At 38.7% G+C, this 18681-nt stretch carries 19 protein-coding genes; 12 read left to right on the top strand and 7 right to left on the bottom strand.

What is annotated here, in order from left to right; translation table 11 throughout:
* Positions 1–201: 201 nt before the first annotated feature.
* A complete protein-coding gene (locus tag H6G59_RS13245; RefSeq protein ID WP_190715078.1) occupies positions 202–951 on the bottom strand; it encodes a thioesterase II family protein in 750 nt (249 codons plus the stop codon).
* Between the two features lie 203 nt (positions 952–1154).
* On the opposite strand from H6G59_RS13245, the gene H6G59_RS13240 reads away from it, so the two are divergent.
* The 12 genes from H6G59_RS13240 to H6G59_RS13185 all read left to right on the top strand — a co-directional run bounded on the left by H6G59_RS13240 (position 1155) and on the right by H6G59_RS13185 (position 13057).
* Positions 1155–2363, top strand: coding sequence for a DNA cytosine methyltransferase (locus tag H6G59_RS13240; RefSeq protein WP_190715076.1), 1209 nt, complete (start codon positions 1155–1157; stop codon positions 2361–2363).
* A 22-nt stretch (positions 2364–2385) separates the two neighbouring features.
* Positions 2386–3030, top strand: coding sequence for an Eco29kI family restriction endonuclease (locus H6G59_RS13235; RefSeq protein ID WP_190715074.1), 645 nt, complete (start codon positions 2386–2388; stop codon positions 3028–3030).
* 93 nt (positions 3031–3123) lie between these two features.
* Complete coding sequence (locus H6G59_RS13230; RefSeq protein ID WP_190715072.1) at positions 3124–3714, top strand: TetR family transcriptional regulator; 591 nt, start codon at positions 3124–3126, stop codon at positions 3712–3714.
* Positions 3715–3780: 66 nt separating this feature from the next.
* On the top strand, positions 3781–4722 hold the full coding sequence (locus H6G59_RS13225) for an aromatic ring-hydroxylating oxygenase subunit alpha (RefSeq protein ID WP_190715070.1): 942 nt from the start codon (positions 3781–3783) through the stop codon (positions 4720–4722).
* Positions 4723–4839: 117 nt separating this feature from the next.
* On the top strand, positions 4840–6273 hold the full coding sequence (locus H6G59_RS13220) for a carotenoid oxygenase family protein (RefSeq protein WP_190715068.1): 1434 nt from the start codon (positions 4840–4842) through the stop codon (positions 6271–6273).
* Between the two features lie 216 nt (positions 6274–6489).
* Positions 6490–7755 (top strand): MATE family efflux transporter, encoded by a 1266-nt coding sequence (locus H6G59_RS13215; protein ID WP_190715066.1) that lies wholly within the window; start codon positions 6490–6492, stop codon positions 7753–7755.
* Positions 7752–8474, top strand: a complete 723-nt coding sequence (locus H6G59_RS13210; protein ID WP_190715064.1) for an FkbM family methyltransferase — start codon at positions 7752–7754, stop codon at positions 8472–8474. Before H6G59_RS13215 ends, H6G59_RS13210 begins: the two co-directional genes overlap by 4 nt.
* Before the next feature lie 159 nt (positions 8475–8633).
* Positions 8634–8792 (top strand): hypothetical protein, encoded by a 159-nt coding sequence (locus H6G59_RS13205; protein ID WP_190715062.1) that lies wholly within the window; start codon positions 8634–8636, stop codon positions 8790–8792.
* 3 nt (positions 8793–8795) lie between these two features.
* Positions 8796–9998, top strand: a complete 1203-nt coding sequence (locus H6G59_RS13200; protein ID WP_190715060.1) for a glycosyltransferase family 4 protein — start codon at positions 8796–8798, stop codon at positions 9996–9998.
* Between the two features lie 37 nt (positions 9999–10035).
* A complete protein-coding gene (locus H6G59_RS13195; protein ID WP_190715059.1) occupies positions 10036–11166 on the top strand; it encodes a glycosyltransferase in 1131 nt (376 codons plus the stop codon).
* A 101-nt stretch (positions 11167–11267) separates the two neighbouring features.
* Positions 11268–12362, top strand: a complete 1095-nt coding sequence (locus H6G59_RS13190) for a glycosyltransferase family 4 protein (protein WP_190715057.1) — start codon at positions 11268–11270, stop codon at positions 12360–12362.
* Positions 12363–12385: 23 nt separating this feature from the next.
* A complete protein-coding gene (locus tag H6G59_RS13185) occupies positions 12386–13057 on the top strand; it encodes a class I SAM-dependent methyltransferase (protein WP_190715055.1) in 672 nt (223 codons plus the stop codon).
* Positions 13058–13109: 52 nt separating this feature from the next.
* Here H6G59_RS13185 and H6G59_RS13180 read toward each other — a convergent pair whose 3' ends face one another.
* The 6 genes from H6G59_RS13180 to H6G59_RS13155 form a co-directional block, all read right to left on the bottom strand.
* Positions 13110–14252, bottom strand: a complete 1143-nt coding sequence (locus H6G59_RS13180; protein ID WP_190715052.1) for a glycosyltransferase family 4 protein — start codon at positions 14250–14252, stop codon at positions 13110–13112.
* A gap of 211 nt (positions 14253–14463) precedes the next feature.
* Positions 14464–15828 (bottom strand): hypothetical protein, encoded by a 1365-nt coding sequence (locus tag H6G59_RS13175; protein WP_339327963.1) that lies wholly within the window; start codon positions 15826–15828, stop codon positions 14464–14466.
* 60 nt (positions 15829–15888) lie between these two features.
* The gene (locus H6G59_RS13170) at positions 15889–16368 is read right to left on the bottom strand and encodes a serine O-acetyltransferase (protein ID WP_190715050.1); all 480 of its coding nucleotides are present in this window, start codon (positions 16366–16368) and stop codon (positions 15889–15891) included.
* 67 nt (positions 16369–16435) lie between these two features.
* Complete coding sequence (locus H6G59_RS13165) at positions 16436–17281, bottom strand: FkbM family methyltransferase (protein ID WP_190715048.1); 846 nt, start codon at positions 17279–17281, stop codon at positions 16436–16438.
* A gap of 45 nt (positions 17282–17326) precedes the next feature.
* Positions 17327–18037 (bottom strand): class I SAM-dependent methyltransferase, encoded by a 711-nt coding sequence (locus H6G59_RS13160; protein ID WP_190715046.1) that lies wholly within the window; start codon positions 18035–18037, stop codon positions 17327–17329.
* Positions 18034–18549 carry a glycosyltransferase gene (locus H6G59_RS13155; protein ID WP_242038867.1) on the bottom strand — a complete coding sequence of 172 codons (516 nt, stop codon included), beginning with the start codon at positions 18547–18549 and terminating at the stop codon, positions 18034–18036. Before H6G59_RS13155 ends, H6G59_RS13160 begins: the two co-directional genes overlap by 4 nt.
* Positions 18550–18681: the final 132 nt, after the last annotated feature.

The following is an 18681-nucleotide window of genomic DNA, read 5'->3' as shown; positions in this document are numbered from 1 at the left end:
CGTACCTGTGAGTTTTTTCATAATTTGTTACAATTTCAAATATTAAAAACCCAATAAAATCTCTCTAAAGATAAGTGTAAATATCTCTACATTTATTCCTAATATAGGTTATTAAGTCAGTTAGCTATTCTAGCTGAAAGTAATAATCTCAAAATCTGTCTAAGGTGTAAGTACAAGTACGGATTTTATCCAAAAATATTATTACTCTAACTGTTGAGATATACTTCTCAGTAAAAGATTTTGGTTCGAGCGAATAAAGAAGTGATTGCCCGCAAGCATTTGTAATGAAAAAGCGGCACTAGTTTGTTCTTTCCATGCTTCTAGTTCATAATCAGTAAATTCTTTGTCTTGTAAACCACCAAAAACACTAATAGGACAATCAAGAGGCAGTTGATTTGTATAAATGTAGGTATCTAAAACTGTAAAATCAGCCCGGAGAATAGGGAGAAAAAGTTGGATAATGTCTTGATTTTCGATAACATCATCAGGAGTACCATTAAAATTACGGATTTCTTGCCAAAACTCTGCATCTGGTAAGTTGTAAATCGGTCTTTTTGTGGGAGGAACTTGTGGAGCATTGCGAGCCGATATAAATAAATGTATTGGAGTTAAATTATAATCTGAGCGTAGTAAACGAGTTAATTCAAAGCTGACAAGTCCACCCATACTATGACCAAAGATAGCAAAGGGTTTATCTAGATATGGAATGAGATTTTGGGCTATTTCCCTCACCAAAGGTTGCATTTTTGTGTAGGGAGGTAAGTTCATTTGTCTTCCCCTTCCAGGAAGTTCTAGAGGACACACTTCGATAGTTGAGGGTAAATCATCAGCCCAGTTGCGAAATACCATTGCGCTACCTCCTGCGTAGGGTAAGCAGAATAAGCGTATTTTGGCTTGGGGGTTGGGTTGGGGACAAGTAACCCACGAGTTGAAGGTGGTTTTGGTTGTCATAATTGGGTTTAAATGGGGATAATAAGATTTAACTAGATTTTTTATATTCACTGACTGCAAGTTAGATATACAGCAGATTGCAGATCAATGAGGTACAGAATCAAAATTGAAACCTAGACACCAAGCCAGTTTTACTCCTGACTCCTGACTCCTGACTCCTGAATTCTGCTGTATCATCAATATGTTTTGCAATTGTATAGTCTGTGTCTAAATTAAAATCACTAGAGTTATTTACAGGTGCTGGAGGTCTAGCGATGGGATGCGATCGCGCTGGCTTCCATCATCAAGCACTTGTGGAAAGAGATAAACATAGTTGTCAAACCATCCGTGAAAATCAAAGTCGAGGGATGGGACTTGTGAGTGACTGGTGTCTCCATCAAATGGATGTGGCTGATTTTGACTACTCCAATGTGAGAGGAGAAATAGACATTTTAGCAGGTGGTCCACCTTGTCAGCCTTTTTCTATTGGTGGCAACCATAATGGTTATTTAGATAAACGGGATATGTTTCCCGAATTTTTCCGCGCTGTGCGGGAATTACGTCCTAAAGCTTTTTTAATTGAAAATGTCCGTGGTTTAGTGCGACCTAATTTTATTAATTATTTTGAGTATATTCTTTTACAGTTAAATTATCCTGAAGTGCAACCCAAAGCTGATGAATCTTGGGCTGATCATTTAGTCAGACTTCAGCAACATCAGCGCAGTAATATCAAAGATGAACTTAGTTATCGGGTGACGTGGCGGTTGTTAAATGCGGCTGATTATGGAGTACCACAGAAACGTGAACGAGTGTTTATTGTTGGTTTCCGTTCCGATTTACAAGCTAACTGGTCTTTTCCTGAACCAACCCATACAGAAGAGGCGCTGATTTGGCATAAATGGGTGACAGGTGAATACTGGGAACATCACGGTATTGCTAAGTTATATCGCCCAGAAATGCCCAAAAAAATACGCAGTAGCTATCAACGGAAGGGAGCGAGTTTAATTGGTAGTATAACTTCTCCTTGGCTGACTGTGAGAGATGCGATCGCCGACTTACCACCACCTGAAAAAACTACTTTAGCAGCAGAAATTCCTAATCATATCTACATTCCCGGTGCTAAAAGCTATCCAGGTCATACAGGTAGCCCTTGGGATGAACCAGCCAAAACTCTCAAAGCAGGTGTACATGGTGTCCCTGGTGGTGAAAATATGCTCGCTTTCCCTGATGGACAAGTCCGCTATTTTACGGTACGTGAGGCTGCAAGATTGCAAACTTTCCCTGATGATTATTACTTTCCCGGCGCTTGGGGTGAGTCCATGCGTCAAATTGGTAATGCTGTACCTGTTACCCTGGCTTATATTATCGCTACTAGCATCCGTACCCATTTACAAAAAGTTGACTCTCGGCTCAAAATTAAGACTGCTGTCTAGTTATTTATAGTTACAATTTTTCATGCCATTAGAAGTCTTTCAAGCACCTCCAACACTACGTGACCAGTTAATTGAGTTTCAAGCTAGACAGCATTGTTATCCTCTCAGTGAACTGGAAGAACTCAAAGAAGAGTTAGCTGGCTATGTTGGTGTCTATTTACTTTATTACAGGGGAGAATTTCCGCTTTACTCAGCTATAACTTACGCTAATCAAAATTCTTGTTGTCTGCCAATTTATATTGGCAAAGCAGAAAATCCAGGGAAGCGGACTGGAACAGGAACTATTACAGGCGGTTTAATTGGTCGTTTAAGAGAACATAGAAATTCTATTCGCCAAGCTAACAATCTTGAGGTCGCAGATTTTCACTTTACGGTAGTAGCAATGGCTGTGGATTTAGTGGCTTGGGGTGAGTCTGTGCTAATTAGGCATTTTCGGCCTGTTTGGTGCAGTATCATTTCTGGCTTTGGCATTCATGCACCCGGTAAAGGACGGGGCTTACAAATGCGATCTCTATGGGATGAAATACACTCAGGAAGATCCTTTGCCACTCTCTTACCTGCTAATCCCATCACTATCTCTAATCTACAGCCACAGGTAATTCAACACTGCCAAAAGTTGTGTGTGCATTTAGGATGTCCGTGTTTAGGTGGAGATAATAAAATTTAACTAGATTTTTTGGATATATTGCAATTTACTGAATATTTATTATACTTTTCCCACTACTTGACAAAATAGTCTACCTAATTTAAGTTAGGTGATGTGAATAAAAAAGCTAATCAAACCTCGTCAAGAGAGGCTGTTCTAGATGCAGCGGAGCAATTATTTGTATCTCGCGGTTATACAACTGTTACCCTAAGTCATGTTGCTAACAAACTTGGCATCAAGCAAGCCTCACTTTACTACCACTTTCCTCTGGGAAAGGAAGATTTGTATGTTGAGGTAATGTTGCGTCATTTAGAACATCGGCTTATCTCCCTTGAAAGATTGATTTCCAGAGCGAAGCCAACCTTAGAAAGTTGCTTGCTTGAAGTTGGAGTTTGGTTGATTCAGCAGCCTCCTCTTAACGCTGGAAGAATGATCATGAGCGATTTACCAGAGCTATCTTCAGACAAAGCTGCTCAACTCGAAGAAGCAATATATCGGTGTGCATTCGCTCCCATTGAGGCGTTATTCATCCAATATCGACATCAGTTAAAGGATCAGTTCCAAAGCAATTTGGGCTTCATTGGAGGTACTTTCTTGTCTGCTTTAGAATCGCTGTATACCTTTAGAAAATATGGCTCTAAGACTGATGAGGAATTAGTTAATGATTTGATTGAGCTACTTTTGAAAGGTTCTGTCTCGAATTAATTTTTTTTTGCATTCTTACCTACCTAATTTTAGGTTGTTTATTTTCCATACAAGGAGAAACTGATCATGTTTGACCTGTTACCTAATTTTTGGACACCTGTTCTGCCTGTTGCTGAAGTTGAGAATACCCCTGTAGCTGTTGAACTTGCAGGGGAACGTCTGGTTTTATTTCGGAATTTGACAGGTGAAATTGGGGCGCTTTTAGATCGCTGTCCTCATCGGGGCGTTGCCCTTTCACTCGGTCGTGTCAACGAAAACGGATGTTTAGAATGCCCTTATCACGGCTGGCAGTTTGACCAAAATGGTGCTTGTAGACACGTTCCCCTGAATAATCCAGCTGATGTTAAGTTGTCTGTGCTTTCCGCTGTGAGCTTACCGACTCGCATCATTGCTGGGTTAGTTTGGGTGTTTACAGGTCAAGGTGAAGTTCCGGATCTGGAAGTTCCTGAGAGTTTAATGCGATCGCCTGAATTCTACTTCATTCATCATGAGGTTTGGAATGTTCACTGGACAAGAGTAGTCGAGAACGCAATGGATTATGTCCATGTGCCGTTTGTGCATCGTAATTCCTTCGGAGGCGAAGTTGGTCAGGCGATCAAGGCTGGTAGTTTTGCTGAATTTCAAATTACACAGACAAAACATAGCGTTCAAATTTTTAATCGCTATCACAACATAGAATCTGGCTTTGCCTTTGAATGGCATCAGCCAAACTTAGTTGTTCTGAAGTTTGATGAAATGGGAATGCCTGTTCGGAGTCATTTTTTCGCAATCCCCATCAATCAGTATCAAACACGAATCTTAATCGCAATTCAGTTGCTTGAGCCTCATGCTGTGGCCATGCTCGATGAGTTCATCACTCCCATTATTGAAGATAAAGTAGTGATTGAATCGCATCAAGGTGAGATTCCTGCTACAACTGGGGAATGTAATGTTCCCACTGATCGAGCAACACTCCTTTTTCGTCGTTGGTATCATCAAGCGATCGCTCGTCAAGCAGTGACGATTTAACCTATCTCAACACTCAGCTATTGTGCATGGGTGAAAACCCTAGCCAATAGCTTAAGTGATATAACTATCATTAGTGATTCCTATTGATTAGAAAAACTCTATAAACCAAAAATTTCTATGCAAACAATCAATAAAAAGTCAACAAAAAAAACTTGGGCAAAAGCCATATCTCAACCTGCAACTGAATTTCCTCCCACGCAATTACCTGTTCTCGCGGGTAAAATCCCTGATGGTTTGCGGGGTACACTCTACCGCAATGGTGCAGCAAGACTAGAACGGGGTGGTGTGTCAGTAGGACATTGGTTTGATGGAGATGGTGCTATTTTAGCCGTCCATTTTACTGATGCTGGTGCGACTGGGGTTTATCGGTACGTGCAGACTGCTGGTTATCAAGAAGAAACTGCGGCGGGTAAATTGCTGTATGGTAATTATGGCATGACTGCACCGGGTCCCATTTGGAATCAATGGCAAAAACCTGTTAAGCACGCTGCAAATACTTCGGTTTTGGCATTACCTGATAAACTGCTGGCATTGTGGGAAGGTGATAATCCTTATGCGTTAGATTTGCAAACTTTAGAAACTCAAGGATTAGATAATTTAGATGGTTTAGAGAAAAAACAACCTTATTCTGCCCATCCTAAAGTTGATTATGCAACAGGAGAAATTTTTAATTTTGGTGTGAGTCCGGGAGCAAATGCGATATTAAGTCTCTACAAAAGTGACTTGACGGGCAAGATTCTGAAAACTGCGAAGTTGACATTAGCAGGTTTTCCAGTTATACATGATTTTGTGTTAGCGGGACAATATTTAATATTTTTTGCGCCGGCGGTACATTTAAATGTTTGGCCTGTTTTGTTGGGAATTAGTAGTTACAGTGATTCGCTGCAATGGCTACCACAAAAAGGAACTAAGATTTTAGTAATTGACAGAGAAACTTTATCTTTAGTGAGTGAAGGAATTACAGAACCTTGGTTTCAATGGCATTTTGGAAATGGTTATGTTGATGATAGCGGTACGGTGATTGTAGATTTTTCCCGTTATGCAGATTTTCAAACTAATCAATTTTTAAAAGAGGTTGCATCTGGAGAAACTCAAACAATTGCTAAAACCACGTTGACGCGGGTACAACTTAATCCGCAAACAGCGAAAGTAACGGGAATTGAAACTCTATTAAATAGAACTTGTGAATTTCCTAATGTTCCACCACAAAATGTGGGTAAGTTCTCTCGCTATAGCTATATGTCTATTTTTCGGGAAGGAACAGATATTGAAGGAGAAATATTAAACGGTATTGCTCGTTTTGATCATCAAACTGGAACTCTGTCGGAAGCAGACTTGGGTGAAAATCGCTATCCTTGTGAACCTCTCCCAGCACAAGACAATCAAAACCCTGAGCAAAGTTGGATTTTAACAGTAGTTTACGATGGTAATACAAATAATAGCGAGGTTTGGGTATTTGAGAGCCAACACTTGAACGATGAACCTGTTTGTAAACTAGGTTTACCCAGCGTTATTCCCCACAGCTTTCATGGTACTTGGAAACCTGCTTAATCAATTTGAAACTTTTAGTAGACAGGATTAGTTTGATTGTTGCATACATATTTTCTATAGAGACTTATGCAAACCGTTAAATAAAAATAGTAAAATTAACGGATTGACAAGTATAAGCAAGTACTTTAACCTGAGTTAGAGTAATACTAAGTGAAAATTGTGGATTTATCTAAATGAAAATTGACTGTCTACTAATAAAAAGAGACGAGTGAGTAGATGTCTCTACCTGCAAATTTTGTTCATTGGACTAAATTACTGGGCAAATTTGTCTCTGTGCAAATTATAGTTCAAGCTTTAACCCTCGCTAGTGGTCTATTCATAGTTCGTACTTTAGAACAGCGAGAATATGCCTACTATACCATTGCTACTACAATGCAAGGGACTATGAGTGTTTTGGCTGACATGGGTATCAGTATTGGACTTTCAGCGATTGGTGGTAAGGTATGGCAAGATAGGTATCGCTTTGGACAATTAATCAATACAGCTTTACATCTTCGCTATTATCTAGCTGCTATTTCCATTACAGTTGTGACACCAATTTCTATCTGGATGCTATTCAGAAATGGAGCTTCCCTGTTATACGCAATTTTAATTACAATTGCGGTACTGGTGGGACTTTATTTTCAATTGACTATTGGTGTGTTGAATATTGTACCCCGTCTCCATTCACAAGTCAGTCGAATTCAGAAACTGGATTTAGCGTTGAATATTTCTAGAATAGCCTTATTGGGGGTTTCTTATCTAACAGTTTTCAACACAGCTTTAGTCACATCTGCCTCCTCAATTGCACTAGGAATACAGAGGTTGCTGTTAGGAAATTTAGTAATTGATAATATTGACAGGAAAGCCCCCTTGAATCAAGAAGATAGGGCAGAAATTACCAAAATTATTCAAAAATCAGCACCTAATACAATATTTTACTGTTTCCAAGGACAAATTACCGTATGGTTACTGAGTATCTTTGGCAATGTACAAACTGTTGCTGAAATTGGAGCATTAGGGCGTTTGGCGGTTATTTTTTCCATTATAGGCTCAGTTATGAATGGGATTATACTACCAAGCTTTGCTCGTTGTCAGTCTCCAAAGCTTCTATTCCGTCGCTATTGCCAAATTCTCTGCACCATGTGTATATTTTCAGGAGCTTTAGTAGGTTTAGCCGCACTTTTTCCTAGTCAATTTCTATGGATCATAGGCTCGAAATACGCACATTTACAGTCAGAATTAATTTTAGTCATAGTTAGTTCAGGATTGTTTTTTGTTGTTAATACTATGTGGTCTCTCAATGCTTCCAAAGCATGGCTTGATCTTGTCTGGTTACAGATACCTGGAACACTTATGGCACAGATTGTTGCAGTTTTATTGGTAAATGTGTCTACACTTAAAGGAGCAATTATATTCGGAATGGTTCCTTTGATTCCAGGGGTTATATTAAATTCATACATGACTTACAAGGGTTTAAAGAATACTAGCCTAAATATATGAATATTTTAGAGAAATGGCTTATTAAACTGAAGTTTACTATTTGGGCTAGACTTAAAGCTAACGTATATCCAAGCTTTTACCAGTCTCATTCTCAATTTGGTGAAGACATGGTTGTGAGATTTCTAACTAATGATATTCAGAAAGGATTTTATATAGACATTGGCGCTCACCATCCAGTTTATTATTCTAATACTCATCACTTCTATTGCAAAGGCTGGCAAGGAATTAATATTGATGGCGCTCCCGGTATCATGGATATATTCCAAGTTTTACGACCAAGAGATATAAATTTAGAGCTTTTGTTACATCCAGAAAAAAAAGTAGAAAACGTGGAGTTTTATATATTTGAACAGGCTGCATATAATACATTCGATCAAGAGATGGCTGACAAGGCTTTATCTATGGGAGTAAAATTAGTTGAGAAAAAGACTTTGACAACAAGTACCCTAGAGGAACTGTTAGATGTATACTTACCAAAAGGAACTAATATTGATTTAATGAGTATTGATATAGAAGGTATGGATGAAGCAATTCTTAGGTCTAATAATTGGGAAATATACAAACCAAAAATTATAATTTTTGAAAAACATGATATTTCTCTAAAAGAAATTGAAAATTTGGAAATTATTAATTATTTAGGTAAATATGGATATGAAATAGTAGCTAAATGTGGACCTTCAATTATTATGAAATTGCCAACCTCAAAGATAGAAAATTAAACAGCAATTAATAAGATGAAAGTAAGATAAAAGTTATGAGACTTCTTCAACCGTTAGGCTGGGTATGCTCACAGTCTCCTATTTTAGAAAAAATATTTGTTTGGCTTGGACACCTTTATCCAAAATTTAGACCGATAAGCAGTTTATGTTGGCATACTGGTGAACAAATATATTTACGTTAGAAATGAAGGTTTGTTTGCTTATCAGTTCGGTGAATTTCTTCATCCCGATTTAGATAAAGATATAGCTTTTGTTCAGCCAAGCGCCTTGCCCCTAATTCAAAGTTTATTAGCATCTCCCTATCATCAAAAAAGCTGAAAAATGGACTCAAATATCTTTAATCAATCGTTATCAATATTTGTCCATTCAGCTTCAGAGTACCTGACTGACTGCGAATCTCACGGCGATGGTCTAATTTGCTTCTCTTTACTGAACGGATTAACCAGACGCAACCATGATATTTTTGCTTACACCAGATATGCTGCTATTTCTGAAGAATATCCTAATTTACAAGTAAAAGTGGGTGGCAGACATCGTGTCCCCTTTGACTCTCTTGCTTCTTGGGAACATTCCTGGAAAGCCGATAATTGGTTGCAGGATTTAAGCCATAAATATGATATTGATATTGTGTGGCGAATGCACCCTTATGGAACAGGTTGTCCGACATTACCCAAAACCCGGGGCAAACCTTTGGTAGTTGGACCTCTATTTTATGGCTGGCCAGAAAATGAGGCAATGAGGGCTAAACCAAGATTTGGCATTGGTATAGAAAAATTTGTTAGTCCTTTAGCCCAGAAAGGATGGCATCAGACATTACAGGCTGCTTCTCTGATCATTTGTGCGACGAGTAAGCAGGCTGAATCTATGCAAAATCAGTTTCCCCAAGCTAAGGTATTGTGTTTGCCTGTGATTGTAGATCCTCCTATTTACGATTTCTCTTCAATTAGGGAAGTTCCTAATCAATCCAAACCTTTTCACCTCTTATTTGTTGCCAACCTTGTTGCCAATAAAAATCCTTTAATATTTTGTCAAGCAGTCAAGCTTCTGCGTGACTATGGAATTAATGTGAAAGCAACACTTTTAGGAGATGGTTCGGAGCGTTCAAATATAGAAGCTTATTGCGCTTCAGAGAAATTGGAGGATTGTATATACCTGCAAGGGAAAGTTCCTAATAGTGAAGTTTATAACTATCTGTATTCCGCAGATTTGCTGATCTCAACTTCTCTGGGTGAACCTTATGGTCGTAGTATAGTTGAAGCTATGTCTGTAGGCACACCCTGTATTTGCCATGATTCAGGTGGACCAGCAGAAATTATTGAAAATGACGTTGATGGATTACTGGTTAAAAAACTGACTGCCAAAGCTTTTGCGGATGCGATCGCTCGCACTTATACTAATCGTCAAACTTGGCAGTATTTATCTAAAAATGCAATTAGTAAAGCTAAAAGTTGGAGAAGTGAAGTAGTGTTAGCTCGTCTGGAGGATTCGCTAATAAAAATTAGTCAGACAAACAAAAATTATTAGGAGGCAGTTAATGAAAATACTTTTTTGCAGCCCAATCGTGCCTTCTAAAGAATTAGGAATGTCAAAAGTCTTAATAGAATTGATAGAAGAACTGCAAGAATTAGGCTGGATATGTAAGTTATTAAGTCCAACAGATATCTGTCCTGATATACTCAACTATAGCGGACTCAAATATCAGCATATGTATGCTGAAAAATTGAAAAATTATTTGCATCAATATGCTTCAGAGTATGATGTTATAGAATACGATCATGTTTATCTTCCTTATTCAAGAGATGAATTTATTAATTCAACTCTATTTGTTGCCAGATCAGTTCTATTAGTACAACATTTGGAAACTATTCCTATTCCCATCCCCAATAATTTGCGGGGAAAGATTGCTAACCTCATCAATGGAGCCACAAGAAAAGCTCAGGTTCAGGGCTGGATTAGGGATGCCACACTGACCATTCGAGAAGCTGATCTCGTTAATGTGAGTAATGATGATGATAAAACAGAATTAGTCAGACGAGGAATACCAGCTAATAAAATATCTGTAATTCCTTATGGTATTAGTCAAAGTAGAAGGCTTTTGTTCGATAATGTTTCCAGCTTGTCTCCTGTTCAACCTACTGTAGCTTTTGTCGGCACATTCGACCCCCGCAAAGGTGCTAATGATTTTCCTAAAATTGTGCAGTATATTTCAGAAGCAATTCCCAATGTAAAATTTCGGCTGATGGGTGGACGCTACAAGACCGAAAAAGAAGTTTTGGGACATTTTGATCAGAGATTGAGGAACAAAATTGAAGTTATATCTAACTTTCACCCAGAGGAACTACCCAAGCTACTTGCTACTTGCTCCGTAGGAATTTTTCCTTCATATCTGGAAGGCTTTGGATTTGGAGTTTTAGAAATGCTTGCTGCTTCTATTCCCGTGATTGCTTATGATGCTCCTGGTCCACCGATGATGCTACCACCTGAGTACTTAGTACCTAGAGGAGATATCAAAGGCATGAGTGACAAAGTGATAAATTTATTACATGATGAAGAAAAACTTAAAGTTGCTCGTTTGTGGGCTAAACAGCAGTCCCAACAATTTTCCTGGCAGCATATCGCCCAAATCACAAGTGAAACTTACCTGCTCTGTCTGGAATCTAAAAGAATAGCTAACAAAACTACCAGGGAATAGCTGCATATTCTCTGTCAGTAGCAACTAAAATTTAGCCTTTACTAGTATCATAAATGCGAATTTTACGGATAAGTACTGCTTCTAATAATCGAACAGGTGGTATGTCTCGTGCAATGTACGGCACTGGGGATGCGCTAATAGCAATGGGTCATCAAGTTGACTATATATTTAGCGAATACTGGCAGGTAAGTGGATCTGTTGTTCCGAGGCGATTTACTGTGCCACTACAAATACCGGGACTAATTTACAGCCTAGCTCAGAAAGGCAAACAGTATGATGTTGTCGAGATTCACGAGCCTCTAGCGGCTGCTTACTGTTTCAATCGTAAAATTAATCAGAATCTACCACCTGTAGTCTTATTTTCACATGGTTTGGAAAAACGTAACCAATTAGCTGAACTAGCTTATAGACGGCAGAAATATCTCCCGGTTTCCCTTCCCCTTCGTTTCTTGCGGATTACGGTTTTACAGGCAATGTATGGGGTGCGGCATTGTGACCATGTGATTTGTTTAAATTCAGAGGATACTGCTTATCTACAACGAATTGGTGTGGATAAAAATAGGATTACTCAAGCTGATAATGGTGTTGAATCACAGTTTTTGCTCGCAGGTGAAGTTTTAGCACAAGCAAGTCTATCTCGCTCAGGGATCTTGTTTTTGGGAAGTTGGGTGTTGCGAAAAGGTACATTGGATTTAGTTCCAGCTATAAGCCAGGTTATGCAACGTCACCCATCGCTTCAGTTTACTATTGCTGGTTGTGGTTTTGATGCTGATACTGTTGTCGCATATTTTGCTCAAGATATCCGTTCCCAAATCCAGGTAATCCCAAAAATATCAAGTAATGAAGAACTAATTGATATTTACCGTCAGCATTCAATATTAGTATTGCCTTCCTATTTTGAAGGTCAGCCTTTGACAATGTTTGAAGCTGCTGCTATGGGATTAGCCATTGTGACAACTAATATCTGTGGCATGGCTGATTTTATTGAGAATGGTATTAATGGTCTTACAGTTCCAGTTGGTGATGTTGAATCTCTTACCCAATCTTTGGATCATTTAGTTAGCAATGAAACTCTAGCCCGCTCTCTTGGGGAAGCTGCTAGGCAAAAAGTACAAGTATACTCTTGGAAGAGAGCAGCGGAGAAGATTGCTAAGGCTTATCAACAGGCTATTGATGATGCTTCCAAAAAAAATTAATATTACTTACCAGGAGTTTGAAAATGAAAACTATTAGTCTTGAGGAATTTATTAAAGAGCATTGGCACATTGCAGATGTTTCTGGTTATCCCAATGGTATGGATGTTGTTGATTCAATACGCCAAAAAGAAAAAAGTCTTTACAAGTTTCTTCCACCTCAGTTAATTCGCCGTTTCGATGCTGCTTTTGCCCGTTCAAATACCGTGCATCCTGATACAGGTCATGCTTTATATTCTATCTGTCGAGCTAGTCAGGCTAACCAAGTTTTTGAGACTGGCACTTATTGGGGATACTCTACAGCATATTTAGCTGCTGCCCTCGAAGATGCTGATGCCACGGGTAAAGTCCACACATTTGATATTTATCCTCATGCCGGAAAATACATCCCTAACAGTTTGCGATCGCGCATCGAACTTTATCGAGGAAAACCATCTGTAGAAACAATGCCTGAAGTCTTGAAGCAGGTAGCCCCAGATTTATTTTTTCAAGACAGCCGCCATGACTACGAGGGAGTTAGTGAAGAATTAAAGGTTGTTACACCTTATCTTCAGCCCGGGTCTGTGGTGTTATTTCATGATTTTGTAGAGCCTAACGTTCGTCGTGCAGCCATTGATTATCTGCCTAATTATAGTATCTACATCTTGGAGTCAGAAGATCCCCAACAACTAGGTCTAGCTGTAAAAAATTATGCGTAGTTATAATTTGAAACTGTCTACAAATTCAGTTTATACCTTTTAAAACATCCTCTCAGTCCTGCTGGCAAGAATCAAAAAAATGTAACATTTCCTGTGCCATATTGTCCCAAGTATAATTTCTTAATTCCTGAGAAAAAGAAAAGGCTAACTGACTATAATGATTTTGATGCGATTGCCATTTGAGCAGCAGTCTTGCCAAATCAACTGCATCTTCAGGATTAGGAAGTAACAAGTCTTGTAACTCCAGCGGATAACGTTCTGCAACTCCAGCATTAGCACTGACTATAGCAGGTATTCCACAACATAAAGCTTCATGCACCCCTAAACCATAAGCTTCATAACGTGTTGGAGCAACTAAACAATCAGCAGCTTGCAACAATTTCGGCACATCAGCACGAAACCCCAAAAAATGAATGTTGGAAATACCAGCAATATCAGCGCTACGCTGCCATAGTGGTAGTTCTGCACCAACTCCAATCACTACCAAATCGGCATCCCAATCAGGGGATTTACATAACTGTTGCCAAGCTGCAAACAGAGTATCAAATCCTTTACGGCGATCGCTTAAAGCACCAATAAATACTACAATTGCCTTATCTTCTGCCCATCCTAGCTGCTGACGTAATGCTATTCTTTCTTCTGGTGTCGCTGGATAAAAGACTTGTGGATCTATGCCATAGTATACTGTGTGCAGTTTTTGCTCAGGAATCGCCAATTTCTCGATCAAATCTTGTTTAGTATGGTCTGAATTCACAATAATTACCCGCGCAGAGTTTAATGCTTTTTTTTCGGCATCTAAAAACATCTGACGTGAAACTGAACCCTTCAACTGACGCAATAACCTAGCTTTATGATCAGGTTGGTAAGCTGCGTGAACATAATGCACCCAGTTCACATCTGGCCATTGACAATTACCACCATTAACCAAAACTCTACCACCATTGGCAGCTAATCGCTGTGCTAAAATGCCTCCCATTCTATTTAGTAAAGGACTGCTGAGTAGATAAGAATTCCCTAGCTTTGGTACTCGATGAAATTTAACATTAGGATAAGCTAACAACTCACTAGCTACCCGATGAGCTACTAAATGTACTTGTTCACCTTGCTTTGCTAAGTAGTCAGCTAAAGCAAAATTGGCTCTGTCCATGCCACCAGTTTTGACAAAATCACCTGTTACTAGCAAATAAGATTTCATTACTGCACATCTAAGAGGGTATCTGATAAGTATCAGATTTTATCGAGATCCCCCTTGATAAGGGGGGAATAAAGTAATCAAAGTCCTCCTTTTTAAGGGGAGCCAGTCGCTTGTGGGGGTTCCCCCCGTTGTGCGAACTGGCGTGCATTTAGGGGGATATACAAGTGTTGTATACGACACGAAAAAGTTGATGGCTACGCCACGCAAGCTATCAGACATCTTCTAAAGGTTTTTGATCCAAAATATGATTAGCAGCTACAAACAGTGCTGTATTCAGTAACCAGAACTCCATACCGCCCTGACTCATAAAAATAGGGTAATTGAAAGTCAGCGCCACCACCCCAATATCGTATGCAAATATTAATCCTCCCCACAGTGCAAAATCTCCCAATTTGCGATTGATAGCAATATTCCATGCTGTCTGACAAGCCCAATAAATGGTAAAAACGTAAGCAAATATTAGTGGCACTCCCCCATCTAGCAACCATGCTGTCCACTGGATTTCTACCCAAATTGGTTGAGATATCAAGTCGGCATTATCACCAAAATAGCCATTTATCATCCCCCAACGCCCTAAACCTGCTCCCAAAGGATATTTAGGCAATAAATTCTCAATAGTATTCTGCAAAAACCCCCCTCTGTTTTGTTGGTAAATTTCTTGAGGAGAACCAGCAAACAAGCTATTTATGCGTTGTAGTGTTGATTGTCCCCCAATGGCTATTGCCCAAAAAAATGTCCCGGCAAACAAAGCTGTCACACCTGATACCATAGCTGTGGCACGGGCAACTTGACCTGTCCTGATTAAGACTACTGCCAAAACAACCATAGAAATAGCAGCCAATACCAAAATAGAACGAATTTGAGTTAGATAGATACAAAATAAACCAATGGCAGCACTACTAATGCCAGCAATTCTTAAAATCGGGTTTTTATTTTTGAGTGCAAATACAACCCCGAATAAAAGAGCATATAAACCAGAATTGGCTGCACCTCCCGGTACGTCAGTTAAGCCCATTGGTCTATATACTTGTGAGCCATTAGCTAAGGTGATTAATAAGTCCTCTCCACCAAAGGCGCTATTTTGAATCGCAGTAGAAAGAGCTAACTGAAATTTACCTGGATAGTATACCTGTAACACCCCAACAATGGCACTCAATGTATTAATTCCCCACATCAAAAACATTAAGCTTTCAAAAGCCTTGGGTGTAATTTTTAATCCTCTGACCCAAAAAAGAGGACTGAGAATAGCAAGATACATCGCTCCTTGTGCTAATCCTGCTGTTACCGAATTAATATAAGGATTGAGGCAGAACTGTAGCAGCATGATTGCTAGGACTATAATTGCTGGCTCAGTTGCTGGATGTTTCTGTTTTTCTGCTGTAGGTAGCCACACTAATAAAAATAAACCAAGGGCAAAGGAAGCAATCCGCATTGGTACTCGGAAAACCCCGATTGCCGGAAATAAGAGTAATATTTGCAGGGAAAACTGTAACAAGATGAAGGTGTGCGCCCATGTCCAGTTTAGTTTTGCCCAGATATAAGGATGTGGTAATTCCTGACTTGTTTTTGTAATCACTGAGTCTACTTAACCAACTTTTTTACAATTCGTAAAACCCCAAAATTAGGGGTATCGCTATCAATTATTAACAGATTTATCGCCTGCACTAGTTGTAGACACTGCTTTTTGGATTGGTCTGGCAGGAACCCCGACTACGGTTTGACCTGGTAGTACATCTTTGGTGACTACAGCATTAGCACCAATTATTGCACCACTACCAATGCTTAAACTTTGGTTGCCACGTCCAACTATAACTGCCCCAGCACAGATAATTACATCATCACCAATAAAAATCTTATGTTCAGAAGCAATGGGAACTTGTGCTGCTAGGGTGACATGGTGATATATTTGCACACGATTTCCAATTTTAACATTACAGTGAACGACAGTTCCTAATCCATAATGTTGAAGTTTAATATCTTTTTCAATCTCTGTTTCTGGAGGTAAAATAGCATGGAAAACTAAAAAATTGATTGCTTTCAATATCCGGGCTACAAAATACAGCTTTTTTTGATAAGCCTGGGAACTTAGCCACCATAGATATGATGGATTTAACATAATTTATCCTTTATTTAACTCCAAGTGCAGATCAAATTTTTCAGTGTTCTCAATCATATTGCAAAAATTATTTTTTTAACTGAAGAAGAAAATTAGAAGCCCCATAAAAGGATTCTAAATCGGCTTTATACTCTTTTATTTCTATCAAACCCTGATTTAAAATAAGATAAAAATAATACAAGTTATTGAACATCTCCCAAAAATCAAATAACATGGATTTAGTTGTAAGTGAAGCGGAACCTATCTCTATTTGAATAAATTTAATCTTTCCGTTCATAATCATTTGGTATGCACCTTTAAGTGCTGACAATTCAAATCCTTCAATATCCAGCTTTAAAAAATCAATTTTATTGATATTATTATCGTCACAAAAATCATCTAATTTAGTAGTATTTACAGTTTCCGAAGGAAGTGAATCACTTGAATTTTTAATCACCATTTTCAAATATTTAAGTTCAGCAAGACTGGCTCCAGATGATCCTTCCCAAGGTGAATACAATCGGCAGCAACTGTTCTCTTCTGAAAGAGCTAGTTTGTAAAGTTTAATATTTTCTAAATTTTTATTTTTTTCTGACAAATAAGAAAAACAGACTGAAGATGGTTCAAAAATATACAAATCAAAGTTATTATTTGCAGAGTAACATATCTCCTTAATCATGTTTGAATAATCCCCATAACTTCCGCCACCATCAAATATAACCAATTTATCATGATTTTTTAGCTTCTCAAATGCAAATTTAAAGGCTTTTTTTTCCCCGGTAAAATTAGGGGATAATTGAGAAGCTGCCGTTCGATTCATAGCGTTCAAACAAATTTTATTTATTCCATAGAAGAAATTAAAAAAAGATGGTCTTGAAAAAATAACTAGAAAAATTTTCAGTAGTTTAGTTTTAGTACTGTATTCCCAATTCATGCGCTACCTCATTAATTTTCATCGTTCCATAGTTGATAGTTATATCTACAATTTTTTCCCCACACAAAGAATATTGTCACTAAACGCCCGACCGCCAAAACCTAGACGTTTTGGCCAGTGCCACGGTGTAAAAGGCAAACGACCAGAATTAGTGTAATCTATTTGAATCTTGGTTAGACCACACTCCGTAAAAATTCTTATTAAGTCAATTTCTAATAAAGCTGTGATATGTGCTGGATAAAGACCTGGTGCTTCTTGAAATGCGTTAAACTGATTTTTAAGAATTAGAGTCAATTTGCTCAACAAGCTTAACTGATTCGGTGTAGTGACAATTACCAATCCTCCTGGTTTGGCTAATCTAACGAGTTCTCGCACAAAAGCCCGTGGATTTTCTAAATGTTCAATAGTTTCCACAGCACAGATTACATCAGCAAATCCATCTGGTAAAGGTGCTTTACCAATATCCAAATCAAAGGGAATAAATTCTATTTCTGCTGGGAAGTTAGGATAGCGGACAACATCTACACCAATATAGCGGTTAATGCGTAGTTTATTGCCGTAGGCATCGCTCACAAATGACCAGAGTCTACCGCTACCACAACCAACATCTACAAATACACCACCGTCAGGATGTAATTTATTCAGTGTTCTGGCTACCATTTGGTACACAGGATCACTACTACCGCCGAGACTTTGTAATGCCCGGTTTTCCACATTCATTGATGCTATTTGCTTTCCCTCATCCGATGAAATCATGCTACAGCCTCTTTTTCGATAACTTGAGAAAGCAGACTATAAAGTCGATTTAATTGCTGTTGCGGATTGCAAAGATACTCAGCCCGTGCTTTACTCCCAGATGCTAAAGATGCTCTTTCACCCGGATTAGAAATCAGTATTTCTAAAGTTTGACTCAAAGCATCAATATCATTGGCTGCAACCAAACGCCCACAGGAATCATCGATAATTTCCATAGCCCCGCCTATAGCTGTCGTCACAACTGGTAAACCTGCATAAAGGGCTTCTATAAAAGCAATACCAAAAGGTTCTGCTCCCGTATTAGGTTGACAGTGAATATCAGCAGCAGCTAACAAGCTCGGTACATCAGATCGTTGTCCTAAAAATAGCACACGGTCGGCAATACCAAGTTCCTGTACTTGTATCTTTAGTTCTTCTAAATATTCAGCCTCATGGGAGCGTTGTACTCCCCCAGCTATCCAACATATCCAGCCAGGGATGTCACGTAATTGTCCCAAAGCAGAAAGTAACATACTTTGGGGAGCAACGCGATTTTGTGAGGTAGGGCAAAAAAAGTGCGATCGCCAAGTTAAAAACAGGCATCACTAAAAAATCTTTACCGTACAAAAAAATGATTTTACACATAACAAATAAATAATATTACT

This window comes from Anabaena lutea FACHB-196 (assembly GCF_014698305.1).
Classification (GTDB): domain Bacteria; phylum Cyanobacteriota; class Cyanobacteriia; order Cyanobacteriales; family Nostocaceae; genus Anabaena; species Anabaena lutea.
This window is presented reverse-complemented; position numbering and strand designations above follow the sequence as displayed.

What these genes read in the sequence shown, in the direction of transcription:
- H6G59_RS13165 (WP_190715048.1), bottom strand. Translation starts at nt 17,281, where the DNA reads ATGAATTGGGAATACAGTACTAAAACTAAACTACTGAAAATTTTTCTA.
- H6G59_RS13155 (WP_242038867.1), bottom strand. Translation starts at nt 18,549, where the DNA reads ATGTTACTTTCTGCTTTGGGACAATTACGTGACATCCCTGGCTGGATA.
- H6G59_RS13160 (WP_190715046.1), bottom strand. Translation starts at nt 18,037, where the DNA reads ATGATTTCATCGGATGAGGGAAAGCAAATAGCATCAATGAATGTGGAA.
- H6G59_RS13190 (WP_190715057.1), top strand. Translation starts at nt 11,268, where the DNA reads ATGTCTCGTGCAATGTACGGCACTGGGGATGCGCTAATAGCAATGGGT.
- H6G59_RS13180 (WP_190715052.1), bottom strand. Translation starts at nt 14,252, where the DNA reads ATGAAATCTTATTTGCTAGTAACAGGTGATTTTGTCAAAACTGGTGGC.
- H6G59_RS13225 (WP_190715070.1), top strand. Translation starts at nt 3,781, where the DNA reads ATGTTTGACCTGTTACCTAATTTTTGGACACCTGTTCTGCCTGTTGCT.
- H6G59_RS13220 (WP_190715068.1), top strand. Translation starts at nt 4,840, where the DNA reads ATGCAAACAATCAATAAAAAGTCAACAAAAAAAACTTGGGCAAAAGCC.
- H6G59_RS13185 (WP_190715055.1), top strand. Translation starts at nt 12,386, where the DNA reads ATGAAAACTATTAGTCTTGAGGAATTTATTAAAGAGCATTGGCACATT.
- H6G59_RS13215 (WP_190715066.1), top strand. Translation starts at nt 6,490, where the DNA reads ATGTCTCTACCTGCAAATTTTGTTCATTGGACTAAATTACTGGGCAAA.
- H6G59_RS13235 (WP_190715074.1), top strand. Translation starts at nt 2,386, where the DNA reads ATGCCATTAGAAGTCTTTCAAGCACCTCCAACACTACGTGACCAGTTA.
- H6G59_RS13210 (WP_190715064.1), top strand. Translation starts at nt 7,752, where the DNA reads ATGAATATTTTAGAGAAATGGCTTATTAAACTGAAGTTTACTATTTGG.
- H6G59_RS13245 (WP_190715078.1), bottom strand. Translation starts at nt 951, where the DNA reads ATGACAACCAAAACCACCTTCAACTCGTGGGTTACTTGTCCCCAACCC.
- H6G59_RS13170 (WP_190715050.1), bottom strand. Translation starts at nt 16,368, where the DNA reads ATGTTAAATCCATCATATCTATGGTGGCTAAGTTCCCAGGCTTATCAA.
- H6G59_RS13200 (WP_190715060.1), top strand. Translation starts at nt 8,796, where the DNA reads ATGGACTCAAATATCTTTAATCAATCGTTATCAATATTTGTCCATTCA.